The 11,809-nt window shown below is 69.6% G+C and carries 13 protein-coding genes; 8 read left to right on the top strand and 5 right to left on the bottom strand.

The features are described 5' to 3' along the window. The first annotated feature begins 5 nt into the window (after window positions 1-5). From H9L17_RS08880 to hslU, 8 genes are all read left to right on the top strand, one after another. Entirely contained in the window at window positions 6-368 is a 363-nt protein-coding gene (locus H9L17_RS08880) for a YbaN family protein (protein WP_187569113.1), read from the top strand. 26 nt (window positions 369-394) lie between these two features. Further along, the gene (gene lptM / locus H9L17_RS08875) at window positions 395-601 is read left to right on the top strand and encodes an LPS translocon maturation chaperone LptM (RefSeq protein WP_187569112.1); all 207 of its coding nucleotides are present in this window, start codon (window positions 395-397) and stop codon (window positions 599-601) included. A gap of 7 nt (window positions 602-608) precedes the next feature. Continuing rightward, entirely contained in the window at window positions 609-1,445 is an 837-nt protein-coding gene (gene dapF, locus H9L17_RS08870; RefSeq protein WP_187569111.1) for a diaminopimelate epimerase, read from the top strand. A gap of 15 nt (window positions 1,446-1,460) precedes the next feature. Beyond that, window positions 1,461-2,141, top strand: coding sequence for a DUF484 family protein (locus H9L17_RS08865; protein ID WP_187571918.1), 681 nt, complete (start codon window positions 1,461-1,463; stop codon window positions 2,139-2,141). 146 nt (window positions 2,142-2,287) lie between these two features. Then, on the top strand, window positions 2,288-3,157 hold the full coding sequence (gene xerC / locus H9L17_RS08860; protein WP_187569110.1) for a tyrosine recombinase XerC: 870 nt from the start codon (window positions 2,288-2,290) through the stop codon (window positions 3,155-3,157). Between the two features lie 25 nt (window positions 3,158-3,182). Further along, window positions 3,183-4,238 carry an SEL1-like repeat protein gene (locus tag H9L17_RS08855; protein WP_187569109.1) on the top strand — a complete coding sequence of 352 codons (1,056 nt, stop codon included), beginning with the start codon at window positions 3,183-3,185 and terminating at the stop codon, window positions 4,236-4,238. 83 nt (window positions 4,239-4,321) lie between these two features. After that, complete coding sequence (gene hslV / locus H9L17_RS08850; protein WP_187569108.1) at window positions 4,322-4,873, top strand: ATP-dependent protease subunit HslV; 552 nt, start codon at window positions 4,322-4,324, stop codon at window positions 4,871-4,873. 108 nt (window positions 4,874-4,981) lie between these two features. Next, on the top strand, window positions 4,982-6,355 hold the full coding sequence (hslU, locus tag H9L17_RS08845) for an ATP-dependent protease ATPase subunit HslU (protein WP_246455063.1): 1,374 nt from the start codon (window positions 4,982-4,984) through the stop codon (window positions 6,353-6,355). 35 nt (window positions 6,356-6,390) lie between these two features. Here the strand turns inward: hslU and H9L17_RS08840 are convergent, their stop codons facing one another. From H9L17_RS08840 to H9L17_RS15920, 5 genes are all read right to left on the bottom strand, one after another. Then, window positions 6,391-7,710: an OmpA family protein gene (locus H9L17_RS08840; RefSeq protein ID WP_187569107.1), complete on the bottom strand. Its 1,320-nt coding sequence runs from the start codon at window positions 7,708-7,710 to the stop codon at window positions 6,391-6,393. 68 nt (window positions 7,711-7,778) lie between these two features. Continuing rightward, window positions 7,779-8,951, bottom strand: coding sequence for a dermokine domain-containing protein (locus tag H9L17_RS08835; protein WP_187569106.1), 1,173 nt, complete (start codon window positions 8,949-8,951; stop codon window positions 7,779-7,781). Further along, on the bottom strand, window positions 8,948-9,574 hold the full coding sequence (locus tag H9L17_RS08830) for a hypothetical protein (RefSeq protein WP_187569105.1): 627 nt from the start codon (window positions 9,572-9,574) through the stop codon (window positions 8,948-8,950). Before H9L17_RS08830 ends, H9L17_RS08835 begins: the two co-directional genes overlap by 4 nt. Continuing rightward, on the bottom strand, window positions 9,571-10,683 hold the full coding sequence (locus H9L17_RS08825) for a hypothetical protein (protein WP_187569104.1): 1,113 nt from the start codon (window positions 10,681-10,683) through the stop codon (window positions 9,571-9,573). The genes H9L17_RS08830 and H9L17_RS08825 overlap by 4 nt, the downstream gene beginning before the upstream one ends. A gap of 22 nt (window positions 10,684-10,705) precedes the next feature. After that, window positions 10,706-11,791 carry an OmpA family protein gene (locus H9L17_RS15920; RefSeq protein ID WP_223158038.1) on the bottom strand — a complete coding sequence of 362 codons (1,086 nt, stop codon included), beginning with the start codon at window positions 11,789-11,791 and terminating at the stop codon, window positions 10,706-10,708. Between the last annotated feature and the right edge of the window lie 18 nt (window positions 11,792-11,809).

Raw genomic sequence — 11,809 nt, 5'->3', positions numbered from 1 at the left:
ACGCCATGACCCGCCACCTGTGGGCCTTGCTGGCCTGGACCAGCCTCATCCTCGGCATCATCGGCGCGTTCCTGCCGGTGATGCCGACGGTGCCGTTCATCCTGCTGTCGGCGTTCGCCGCCTCGCGCGGCTCCGACCGCCTGCGCGGCTGGCTGCTGGCGCATCCGAAGTTCGGCCGCGCGATCCTCGACTGGGAGCAGAACGGCACCGTGTCGCGGCAGGCGAAACGGCTGGCGATCGCGATGATGTCGGTGTCCTCGGTGTCGATGGCGATCTTCGCGCCGCGCTGGTGGATGGCGGCGATCGGCATCGCGACCATGGCGCTGGTGTCGGTCTGGCTGTGGCGGCGCCCCGAGCCGCGACAGTGACGCGCGCGCGCGGGTACACTGCGGCGATGACCAAGCGCATCGCCCTGCTCACGCTCCTGTCCTGCCTGCTGGCCGCCTGCGGCAACAAGGGGCCGCTGGTGCTGCCGGACGCGCCGGCCCCGGCCGAGGCGCCGGCTGGAACGCCCGCCGACGCTCCGTCCGAAAGCCCGGCCGCGCCCGCGACGGAGCAGCCGGCCGGCGACGCTGCCGGCACGCCCGCCACCCAGCCCTGAGCCCGCCATGCGGTTCTCGAAGATGCACGGCGCCGGCAACGATTTCGTCGTGCTGGACCTGCGCAGCGACGTGCCGCCGCTCTCGCCGGACCTGTGCGCTCGGCTGGCCGACCGTCACTTCGGCGTCGGCTGCGACCAGATCCTGACCGTCGAAGCGCCACGCAGCGCGGGCACCATCGCCGCCTACCGCATCTGGAACGCCGACGGCTCGCCGTCCGGCCAGTGCGGCAACGGCGCGCGCTGCATCGCCGCCTGGCTGGTGCGCGACGGCGCCGCGCCGGCGGATGCGGCGTTCGCCATCGAAAGCCCGGCCGGCGTGCATCCGGTGACGCGCGACGGCGACGGCGGCTTCGTCATCGACATGGGCGCGCCGCGCTTCGCGCCGGCCGACGTGCCGCTGGCCGGCGTCGATGGCGAGCGCGACGAATACGCGCTGGAGATCGACGGCGAAACGCTGCGCTTCGGCGCGGTGTCGATGGGCAATCCGCACGCGGTGATCGAGGTGGCGGACGTGGATGCGGCCGACGTCGCCCGCATCGGCCCGGCCATGCAAAGCAATGCGATGTTCCCGGCCTCGGCCAACGTCGGCTTCGCCCAGGTGCTGGCGCCCGACCGCATCCGCCTGCGCGTGTTCGAGCGCGGCGTCGGCGAAACGCTGGCCTGCGGCAGCGGCGCCTGCGCGGCGGTGGCGGCGCTGGCGCGGCGCGGACGCGTGCTGAAAGACGCCGACGTCGCGGTGGAGCTGCCGGGCGGCACGCTGCGCATCCGCTTTGATGCCGCCGCCGGCACGGTCTTCATGGGCGGCCCGGCCGCGTTCGTTTTCGACGGGATCATGTCCGTCTAGGAGCAGGTTGTGACGATGGATTTCAACGACGCCACCGAGAAACTCGGCGCGCACGAAGTGGCCGCCTGGCTGCGCCGGCATCCCGGCTTCCTACAGCAGTTTCCGGACCTGGCGCTGACCCTGGTGGTGCCGCGCGACAACGGCCCCACCGCCTCGCTGGCCAGCTACCAGCTGGACATCCTGCGCGAGAAGAACCGCGAGCTGACCAAACGCCTGCACGAGCTGTTCGCCAACGCGCAGGAGAACGAGCGGCTGGCGGTGCGCACCCACCAGCTTACCCTCGCCCTGCTGAAGCAGGACAGCGCGGCCGACACCCTGCGCGCGATGGCGGCGGCGATGGCCGAGGATTTCCATGGCGACCTGGTGCGCATCGTCGGCTTCCGCGCCGTCGACGGGCTGGAGGATGCCGACTGGTTCCAGCACATCGCCGCCGACAGCCCACGCCTGGCCGGCTTCCAGGACATCCTCAACGCCGGCGACCCGGTCTGCGGCCGCCTGCATCCGGACAAGAACGCGCTGCTGTACGGCGTGCGCGCCGACGAAGTGCAGAGCTCAGCGCTGCTGGCGCTGCCGGGCGTGGGCCTGGTCGCGGTGGGCAGCCACGACGCCAACCGCTTCTTCCCCGGCATGGGCACGCTGTTCCTGCGCATGATGGGCGAGGCGCTGGCGGCGGCGCTGCAGCGGTTCGGTGGCTAACGACAACGCCCTGCTTTTTGCTCGTCATCCCCGCGAAGGCGGGCATGTTTTCGCAGACGAATGTCTGTGTATCCAGTTCTTGCGCCCTTGCAAGAAAACGGTGAAAAGCTTGACTCCCGCCTTCGCGGGAGTGACGGCCTGATCGCATGAATCCCATCCATGACTTCCTCGCCCACCTCGCGGTCGAACGGCAGGGCTCCGCGCACACGCTGGACGCCTACCGCCGCGACCTTGCGGCGCTGGCCGCCTGGGCCGGTGAACGCGACCTGCTGGCGCTGGACGGCAACGACCTGCGCGCCTTCGTCGCTGCCGAACACCGCCGCGGCCTGTCGCCGAAATCCCTGCAACGCCGGCTCTCCGCCTGCCGCAGCCTGTACCGCTGGCTGCTGAAACAGGGCCGCATCGACGCCAGCCCCGCCGACGGCGTGCGCGCGCCGAAAGCCCCGCGCAAGCTGCCGCAGGTGCTGGACGTGGACGAGGCGGTGCAGCTGGTCGAGCTGCCCACCGATGCGCCGCTGGGCCTGCGCGACCGCGCCCTGCTGGAGCTGTTCTATTCCTCCGGCCTGCGCCTGTCGGAAGTCTGCGCGCTGCGTTGGCACGACCTCGACTTCGAGACGGGCCTGGTCACCGTGCTCGGCAAGGGCAGCAAGCAGCGCATCGTGCCGGTGGGCTCGCATGCGCGCGCCGCATTGCAGGCATGGCGCGAGGACTCGGCGGGCCAGCCGGACGGCTTCGTCTTCCCCGGTCGCGGCGGCCGGCAGATCAGCGCGCGCGCCATCCAGCTGCGGATGAAGCAGCTGGCGATGCGCCAGGGCGTGCTCAAGCGCATCCACCCGCACCTGCTGCGCCACAGCTTCGCCAGCCACGTGCTGGAATCCTCCGGCGACCTGCGCGGCGTGCAGGAGCTGCTGGGCCACGCCGACATCGCCACCACCCAGATCTACACGCACCTGGATTTCCAGCACCTGGCGAAGGTGTACGACGCCGCGCATCCGCGCGCGAAGCGGGAGCGCTAATCATGTATGTAAGCGAGGGAAGCGCATGAAGAAAACCTGGATTCCGCTGATTGTTCTGGTCTTGCTCGCAACGGCTGCGGCGCTTTATTTCGCAACATCCAGGCCGGGCACCCCCAGATCGGCCCTTGGGCATTCGGACGCAACCTTGTCCGATACGGGTGAAAGCGTGTCGATTAAGCCTTTTCCTAGGGGGAAAGAACGCCCACTCCCGCCCACGGATCTCCCGCTAAGTGCGGTGATTGACGACCTGAAACGCAGGGCCGACCGCGGCGAGGCCAATGCCGCCTGCCGACTCGCCACAGAATGGACAGAGTGTCTTGGCCTGCAAAAACAGCTGCAGCGGAATGAAACCATCCTTCAAAACCGTGAACACATCGCGCTGCGCCTGTTGCCGGAGGGCAATAGCGGAAACTCGCAACGGAAGGACATATCTGTGGATGCGATCGAGCGGGGTGTCGACTACGCGGTGGCTGAAGTCGAACGCAGCAAATCAGCGCTTGTCCATTGTGAGGGTGTCCCTTCTCCCCAGCCAGAAGAAGTGACCCGCTATTGGCGTCAGGCTGCGCTTGCCGGGCATCTGCCGTCGATGCGCAACTACGCCGTGGGCAACGCATTCCGCCGAGACGAAATCCTGAACAATCTGCCGGCGCTGATGATCTATCGGCAGGAAGCCGAAAAAATCGCCCGACAAGCTGCCGATCGAGGCGATCTGCGTGCCGCCATCGCGCTTGCCGGTGCCTATTCTCCATTGACCGCCCGCCGCGGCAGCTTTCTTTCGCAGATCGTGGAGCCGAATGCCGCTGAGTCGCTGGTGTTGTCGTATCGCATCCATGCCGCGATGGAAGGAATCCAGGATCCTCTGATGCGTAGTGCGCGTTCGGAACTGGCGGGCATGATCAATGGCTTGGAAACGATGCTGTCTCCCCAGGATGCCCGTATCGCAAAGGATCGCGCCGAAAAATCCCGTCCGCTCGCGGCGGAAGCGCAGGATTTCCGGGGTCTGTACACCCTCGAAGGAGGGTTCGTACCCGATGCATCCAAGGAGGAATGCGATACGGCGACATTGCGCAAGGATCCATAGCCGGCAGAAAAGAGCCAACGGAAGGCCGCCGGCTTGAAGCGAAGGCGACAGGCCCCACATCGCCAACTGCAATGGAGAAAACGATGGACCCCAGCCAGAACCCCAACGTGTTCCACGCCACCACGATCGTGTCCGTGCGCCGCAACGGCCAGGTGGTGATCGCCGGCGACGGCCAGGTCACGCTCGGCCATACGGTGATGAAGGCCAACGCGCGCAAGGTGCGCCGGCTGGGCAAGGACGGCCGCGTGCTGGCGGGTTTCGCCGGCGCGGCGGCGGATGCCTTCACCCTGTTCGAGCTGTTCGAGGCCAAGCTGGAAAAGCACGGCCAGCTGACCCGCGCGGCGGTGGAGATGGCGAAGGATTGGCGCACCGAGCGCCGCTTCGGCAAGCTCGAAGCGCTGCTGGCGGTGGCCGACGCCGACACCTCGCTGGTCATCAGCGGCACCGGCGACGTGATCGAGCCGGAGGACGGACTGATCGCGATCGGTTCCGGCGGCATGTACGCGCTGTCCGCGGCGCGCGCGTTGCTGGCGCATACCGAACTCGACGCGAAAGCCATCGCCACCGAGGCGCTGAACATCGCCGGCGACATCTGCATCTATACCAACCGCAACATCGTGGTGGAGCAGCTTTGACAGTTGCGCTGCGGGCCAACCCGGCAGGGCGGCCCCATCAAGTCACTCCCCGATACTCGTTTTGCTGATGGGGCCGCCCTGCCGGGTTGGCCTCCGAAGGATTTCTCGATGACCGATTCCTCTTCCATGACCCCGCGCGAGATCGTCGCCGAGCTCGACCGCCACATCGTCGGCCAGCACGCGGCCAAGCGCGCGGTCGCCATCGCCCTGCGCAACCGCTGGCGGCGCGCGCAGCTCGCACCCGAGCTGCGCAACGAGGTGATGCCGAAGAACATCCTGATGATCGGCCCCACCGGCGTCGGCAAGACCGAGATCGCGCGCAGGCTGGCGACGCTGGCCAACGCGCCGTTCGTGAAGGTGGAAGCCACCCGCTTCACCGAGGTCGGCTACGTCGGCAAGGACGTCGAGCAGATCATCCGCGACCTCGCCGACACCGCGGTCAAGCTGTACCGCGCGCAGGCCAAGCAGCGCGTGCGCACGCAGGCCGAGGAGCGCGCCGAGGATCGCATCCTCGACGCGCTGCTGCCCAGGCGCGAGGCCGCGCCCGCGTTCGGCTTCAACGCCGGCGCGACGACCACCGTGGACATCGGCGCGGAACCGTCGTCGCAGGAATCCTCGACCCGGCAGAAGCTGCGCAGGCAGCTGCGCGCCGGCGAGCTGGACGAGCGCGAGATCGAGCTCGACCTCGCCATGAACATCGGCGTGGACATCATGACTCCGCCCGGCATGGAGGAGATGGGCCAGCAGCTGCGGCAGGTGTTCAGCCAGATGTCCGGCGGCAAGACCCACAAGAAGGCGATGACGATCAAGGCGGCGCGCCCGCTGCTGATCGAGGAGGAGGCCGGCAAGCTGGTCAACGAGGACGACGTGCGCGAACAGGCCATCGAAGCCTGCGAGCAGCACGGCATCGTCTTCATCGACGAGATCGACAAGGTCGCCAAGCGCAGCGAGGGCATGGGCGCCGACGTGAGCCGCGAGGGCGTGCAGCGCGACCTGCTGCCGCTGGTCGAAGGCAGCACGGTCAGCACCAAGCACGGCCCGGTGAAGACCGACCACATCCTGTTCATCGCCAGCGGCGCGTTCCACCTCGCCAAGCCGTCCGACCTGATCCCGGAGATGCAGGGCCGCTTCCCGATCCGCGTCGAACTGGGCGCGCTGGGCAAGGACGAGTTCGTGCGCATCCTCACCGAGCCGAAGGCGGCGCTGACCAAGCAGTACGTCGAACTGATGCAGACCGAGGGCGTGACCCTGGCCTTCGCGCCGGAAGCCGTGGAACGGCTGGCTGAGATCGCCGCGCACGTGAACGAGCGCCAGGAAAACATCGGCGCGCGCCGCCTGCACACGGTGCTGGAGCGGCTGCTGGAATCGCTGAGCTTCGACGCGCCGGATAAGGGCGGCGCGTTGACCATCGACCGCGCCTACGTGGACGCGCAACTCGGCGAGCTGGCGCAGGATCCGGATCTGAGCCGGTACATCCTGTAACGCATGCGGTGCGCCTCCTGCGGGAGGCGCGCCGTTCAACGCTTGACCAACTCCACCCGGCGATTCTGCGCGCGGCCGATGTCGGTGGCGTTGGAGGCGATGGGCGAGCCCGCGCCCTTGCCTTCGGCCTGCAGGCGGGCGGCTTCGATGCCGGCGCGAACCAGCCAGTCCCTGACCGCGTCCGCGCGCTTTTCCGACAGCGCCTGGTTGTAGCCGGCGCCGCCGACATCGTCGGTATGGCCCTCGATGGTGATGCCCAGGTCGGGCTGGCCGCGCAACAGGTCGGCGATCTGCCGCAGCACGGTTTCGGATTCGGCGCGGAGGGTATGCGAATTGAAATCGAAGTTGATGCCGTACACCGTGACCCGGCCGTCCTTGTCCAGTCCGTCGGCCAGGCGGCTGTCCTCCCGCGTGTCGCCGCCGCAGGCGCCGGCTTCGGCGCCGCTGCGCGGAACGTCGCGGAATTCGTCCAGGCCGTTGCCGTAGGCGTTGACCTGGGCGAAGAACAGGCGCGAGCCGTCGCGGGCGAACACCAGCAGCGCAGGCACGGGTTCGCCCGGCACGCCGTCGTCGCCGGTTTCCGCGTACAGGATCCTGGCCACGTTGCCCTCGATGCCGCCGCTGAACGTGCCCGGCCGGGTGGACTGGCCCTCGGGCCGGTAGCAGCCGCTGATCGCGGTGCCGTCCTGCACCACCTCGTAGCGGCCCCAGGCGTTGCCGTACGTGCCGCCGGCGTTGCCGGACAACGGCACCGGCGGCGCATCGCCGAAGGCGCGGATCTCGGCCAGCGAGAACCAGTCGCCGCCGTGGTTGCTCTTGAAGTTGGCGCGCACCCAGCGTCCGGCCACGGGCTTCGCCACGTCGAAGCGCTGGCCGTTGACGCCCTTTTCCAGCGTCCCGGAAAAAATCTCGCGGTAGCCGTCGCTGGCCGACGTGTCGGACACCTCCACCGTGAGTTCGCGCACCCCCGAATCCACGCCGCCCATGCCGCCGGTGTCGTCGTCGAATTCCAGACGGCGGAGGGTGGCGGTCTGCGGCAGTTCGAACACGAACGATTGCGGCCGGCCATCGCCCACCCAGTTCTGCATCGGCGAGCCGTCGATCATCAGGATCGGCGCGGTGACGCGCTCGCCTTCGAAGCGCGCGGGCATGATGGTGCCGTTGGCGAACGACAGCAGGTTCTGCGCCGGCGGCGCGGCTTCGGTCGCGGCAGCGGCGTCCCCGCCGGCGGCCGCATCGGCCGGGATCGCGGCCGCCGATGCTTGCGCCGGCGCCTCGGCCGGCGGCGCGGTATCGACCTTGGAACAGGCGCAAAGCGCGAACAGGGCGGTCAAGGACAGGACGAAGCTGCGCATGGCGTCACCGGGATGGGGAAGTGGCTCGGGAAACCGCCCGGACTCCACCAGTCCGGACGGACCAGCGTTCAGAACGAATAGCGTCCCTGCATGAACTGGTAATAGACCTCGCCGTAGCGCACGTACCAGTCGTCGTTGTCGAAATAGCGGGCTTCGCACTGGGCGAGCTCCTGCAGGCTGCCTTTGAGCTTGCCCAGCAGTTCGGCGTTCTTCTGGTGGACGGTGGCGTCGAACTGGTCCAACGCGCCTTCCACCTTCTGCACCTCGGCCACCGCGCCCATGTGCGAGACGCCGCCGCCGGCTGCACCGGCCGCGTACATCAGTTCGGTGCCGTTGCGGACGATGCGATGGGTGTAGTCGTAGATCGCACGCACCTTCTCCAGATTGCGGCGCTGCGTGTCCAGGCCGGCGTTGGCCTGCTCGAAGCAGGGCCGGCAACCGGCGTTCTCCGCGCATTGCGAAGGCATCTTCGGCGCGCCGGGCGGGTTGTGGTTGGGCGCCATGCTGGCGTCCAGATCCGTGAGGTAGGGATAGTCCTGGTTGGCGTTGCCCGCCTGTCCACCCTTGGCGTGATTCCCGCCGCCGGAAGCCTGCATGTTGTCGGTGCCGGGGGTCGGACCGGATTTGTTGTCGCCGTAGCCTTGCAGGTTGCCGGCTTCGGAGGGCGGACCGGACTTGCTGGCTTGCTGGTTATCCGTGGCGGGCGTAGGGGGACCCTTGTGGCCGCCGGAAGCCTGCATGTTGTCGGTGCCGGGGGTGGGACCGGATTTGTTATCACCGTAGCCTTGCAGGTTGCCGGCTTCGGAAGGCGGGCCGGACTTGCTGGCCTGCTGGTTGTCCGTGCCGGGCGTAGGGGGACCCTTGTGGCCGCCGGAGGCCTGCATGTTGTCGGTGCCCGGCGTCGGCCCGGCTTTGTTGTCGCCGTAGCCTTGCAGGTTGCCGGCTTCGGAAGGCGGGCCGGACTTGCTGGCCTGCTGGTTGTCCGTGCCGGGCGTAAGGGGACCCTTGCGGCCGCCGGAGGCCTGCATGTTGTCGGTGCCGGGGGTCGGCCCGGACTTGCCGCCGTTGCTTGGCTGGCCCTGGTCGTTCACCGGCTTGCCCAGCAGCGGCTCGTCGTTGTGCAGCAGTTTCGGCGGGCCCGATTCCTGCCCGTTCCTGGCGAAGTAATCGCCGTTGCCGGCGCCTGCCGGCAGTGCAGCCGCCAAGGTCAACGCCGTGGCGCAGCGGATAAAGCGGTTCATGCGACCTCCCTGGATGACCGGTTGCGACGCAGGAAGAACGCGGCGCTGGCGACCAACACCAGCAGCAGGGCCGCGCCGAGCCCGTGTTTCCACAGCGGACGGCGGGTGCCCGTCGCGCCGGCGTTGGCCGGATCGGCCGCGTATTCGCTAGCCGGGATTGCCGCCGGCGGCGGCGGCGGCGCGACGATTTTCTCGCCCAGCCAGACCACCAGCTGGTAGTCGGACGGTTCGGCCGCGCTGACCCACAGCTTGAAGCCGTCGTACGTGCGGAAATACAACTCGGCACGCCCCTGCGCATCGGTCTGCACCTCGCGCACCGGCTCGCCGAAGCTGTCCTTGACCACGCGGATGCGCAGCGGCCGGGCCGGATCGACGGCGTACAGGCCCACCGAGATCGGCTGGTCCAGCGCGATACCCTCGACCTGGAACTGGTGGCCGTAGGGCGTCGCCGTTCCCTTCAGGAAAGCGGACTTGCCGGTGGCGATGCGCACATCCTCCTTGAGCTCGATGTCGTAGACGGTGCGCACCTGATCGCCATCGCCCGCCTGCGCGATGGACGGCGCGGCGGCGGCCAGCCACAGCGCGGCGAGCAGGACGGCCAACAGCGGACGGACGGCGTTCATGCGCCCGCCTTCGGCAGCAGGCCGAGGCGCACGTAGGCGCGGGTGACGAGGTCGCGCAGCTGCGCATCGCTCAGGCCGCTGTGGCGGATCGCGATCTGGACGTCGCCCTTGCGGGTGTTGAACTGCAACGGCGTCTTCACCGCTTCGTCCCATGGCCCGTCCAGCGCCTGGTCGGCGGTCAGCACGTCGCGGCCATGTTCGGCGCGCAGGCCGGCGGCCAGGCTGGCGCTGGTGCGGTTGTCGTTGCGGTACATGCGCGCGCCGTTGCGCAGGGTGACGACGCTCATGAACATCTTGCCGCCGCCAAGGCCCAGCATGTCGTTCAACGGACCGCCGCCGCGCTTGTCGCCGTAGCGGTAGGTGCAGGTGTTGTCGCTGGCTTCCGGTTCGCCCTGCAGCGGGCCGGCGACGGCGGCGATGTCCGCCGCGTCCCACAGCCCGCAGAAGCCGTCCAGCGCCGGTCGGGTCTTGCGGCGCTGTTCGGCGGCGGCGGTGCCGGCGGCGCCGTCGATGGGAAGCGGGGACTCCAGCCGGGCCAGCGCTTTTTCCGCCAGCTGCGCGGCCTGCTCGAAGCTCGCGGTGGAGCCGCCGATGTCCACTTCGACCATGCTGTCGCCGCGCAGGGCGACGAAATTGCAGCAGCCGGTGATCTTCGCTTCGTCCCAGTCGCCTGCCAGCTCGGTGCCGTCCTGCAGGCGCAGCTGGCCGCGCGCCGCGCCTTCCGCCTTGTCCAATGCGGCGCCGACGCCGGCCGCGACCGCACCGGCATGCGTCCAGGTCGCCTGCACGGCGATGTTGGTGAAATCCGCGGCTTCGTACCAGCAGGCGCCGCCGGTGGGATCGGCCACGCCGGCGCGGTCGCCCAGCGGATTGCCGGTGCGGAACGGCGCGCCGGCCAGTGGCTTGCCGAGTACGGCTTCGACCTCGGACGGTTGCAGCAGGCGGCAGGGATCTTCGGGATCCAGCGCGGCGGACGTGGCGCCGGCGACGGGGCCGCCGCCGTTGCCGGCAGGCGGGGCATCGCCGCCCGGCTTGCCGCCGCAGGCGGATAGCGCGGCGACGAGGCCGGCGGACAACAGGCTGTTGCGGAGCACGGAGATCGCGTTCATCGGATGTCCTTGGCGGAGTGGATCAGCGGCATTGGCGGACGAGTTCCACGCGGCGGTTGGCCGCACGGCCTTCGAGGGTGGCGTTGGTGGCGACGGGCCGGGTCAGGCCCAGGCCGGTGGCGGACAGGCGCGACGGCGCGATCCGGGCCTGCGCGACCAGCGCGTCGCGCACGGCGGCGGCGCGACGGTGGGACAGCGCCAGGTTGTAGGCCGCGCCGCCCACGTTGTCGGTATGGCCTTCGATCGCCAGCCGCCAGTCCGGATGCCGTTGCAACAGCTGCGCCGCGGCGTCCAACGCGGGCTGCGAGCGCGGCAGCAGCTGCGCGCTGCCGGTGGGGAAGTACAGGCCGTCCAGCGGCGCGCGGCAGCCCTTGCCCGCCAGCGCCCGTTCCAGCACGCCCGCCTGCGGCTGCGGGCCCGGCCAGTCGATGCGCACCACCTGGCTGCGGCTGGCGCCCTGCCGGGTGACCAGCAACAGCGGGTTGGCCGGATCGTCCAGCGCCCAGACTTCGACGTCGATGCGCGTCCCGGCCACGGCCAGTTCGCCGCCGGCGCGCACCACCGGCAGCGCGACGGGCCTGCCGTTGGCCAGCACGGTGAGCGTGGCGGGACCGGCGAGGCGCTTGAGCGTGCCGCGGAAATACTTGCGGCCCGCCGGGGCCAGCTGCCAGTCGGCGCTATCGCCGAGGTCGGCCAGCGTGCCCAGCACCAGCGGCGCCCGGCCGTCGCGCTTGAGCGCCGCCAGCGTGGCCGCCGACAGGTGGTCGAGCAGCGCGCCGGGGAACGACTCCGCATCGCCCGCCTGGAACACCACGTTGAGGCGCGTGGCTTCGGCCAGATCGACGCGGCGCACACGGCGGGTGCGCTCGTGGACCGTCACTCCTTTGCCGTCGGCGATGCGGAACTCGACCTGCGTGGTCACCTGCGCGGCATCGGCCGCCGTCACCAGCGAGAGATGCTCCTCGTCCCCCGACGGTCGGCTGACCGCCGACACCACGACCAACCCTTCGCGCAGCGGAATGGTGGCGGCACTGGCCGCAACGGCGGCGGCCAGCAGCGCCAGCGCGGCCAGCAGGCGCACGAACGATCGCCGAAAGGGAGACGGCATGACAGGTATCCCCGCCGG

The organism is Thermomonas brevis (assembly GCF_014395425.1).
Lineage (GTDB): Bacteria > Pseudomonadota > Gammaproteobacteria > Xanthomonadales > Xanthomonadaceae > Thermomonas > Thermomonas brevis.
Note: the sequence above shows the minus strand (reverse complement) of the source record. Positions and strands in the feature narration are given on the sequence as shown.

Bases quoted from the DNA above. Each gene is read 5' to 3' on its own strand.
- H9L17_RS08880 (WP_187569113.1), top strand. From the start codon at position 6: ATGACCCGCCACCTGTGGGCCTTGCTGGCCTGGACCAGCCTCATCCTC.
- lptM (WP_187569112.1), top strand. From the start codon at position 395: ATGACCAAGCGCATCGCCCTGCTCACGCTCCTGTCCTGCCTGCTGGCC.
- dapF (WP_187569111.1), top strand. From the start codon at position 609: ATGCGGTTCTCGAAGATGCACGGCGCCGGCAACGATTTCGTCGTGCTG.
- H9L17_RS08865 (WP_187571918.1), top strand. From the start codon at position 1,461: ATGGATTTCAACGACGCCACCGAGAAACTCGGCGCGCACGAAGTGGCC.
- xerC (WP_187569110.1), top strand. From the start codon at position 2,288: ATGAATCCCATCCATGACTTCCTCGCCCACCTCGCGGTCGAACGGCAG.
- H9L17_RS08855 (WP_187569109.1), top strand. From the start codon at position 3,183: ATGAAGAAAACCTGGATTCCGCTGATTGTTCTGGTCTTGCTCGCAACG.
- hslV (WP_187569108.1), top strand. From the start codon at position 4,322: ATGGACCCCAGCCAGAACCCCAACGTGTTCCACGCCACCACGATCGTG.
- hslU (WP_246455063.1), top strand. From the start codon at position 4,982: ATGACCGATTCCTCTTCCATGACCCCGCGCGAGATCGTCGCCGAGCTC.
- H9L17_RS08840 (WP_187569107.1), bottom strand. From the start codon at position 7,710: ATGCGCAGCTTCGTCCTGTCCTTGACCGCCCTGTTCGCGCTTTGCGCC.
- H9L17_RS08835 (WP_187569106.1), bottom strand. From the start codon at position 8,951: ATGAACCGCTTTATCCGCTGCGCCACGGCGTTGACCTTGGCGGCTGCA.
- H9L17_RS08830 (WP_187569105.1), bottom strand. From the start codon at position 9,574: ATGAACGCCGTCCGTCCGCTGTTGGCCGTCCTGCTCGCCGCGCTGTGG.
- H9L17_RS08825 (WP_187569104.1), bottom strand. From the start codon at position 10,683: ATGAACGCGATCTCCGTGCTCCGCAACAGCCTGTTGTCCGCCGGCCTC.
- H9L17_RS15920 (WP_223158038.1), bottom strand. From the start codon at position 11,791: ATGCCGTCTCCCTTTCGGCGATCGTTCGTGCGCCTGCTGGCCGCGCTG.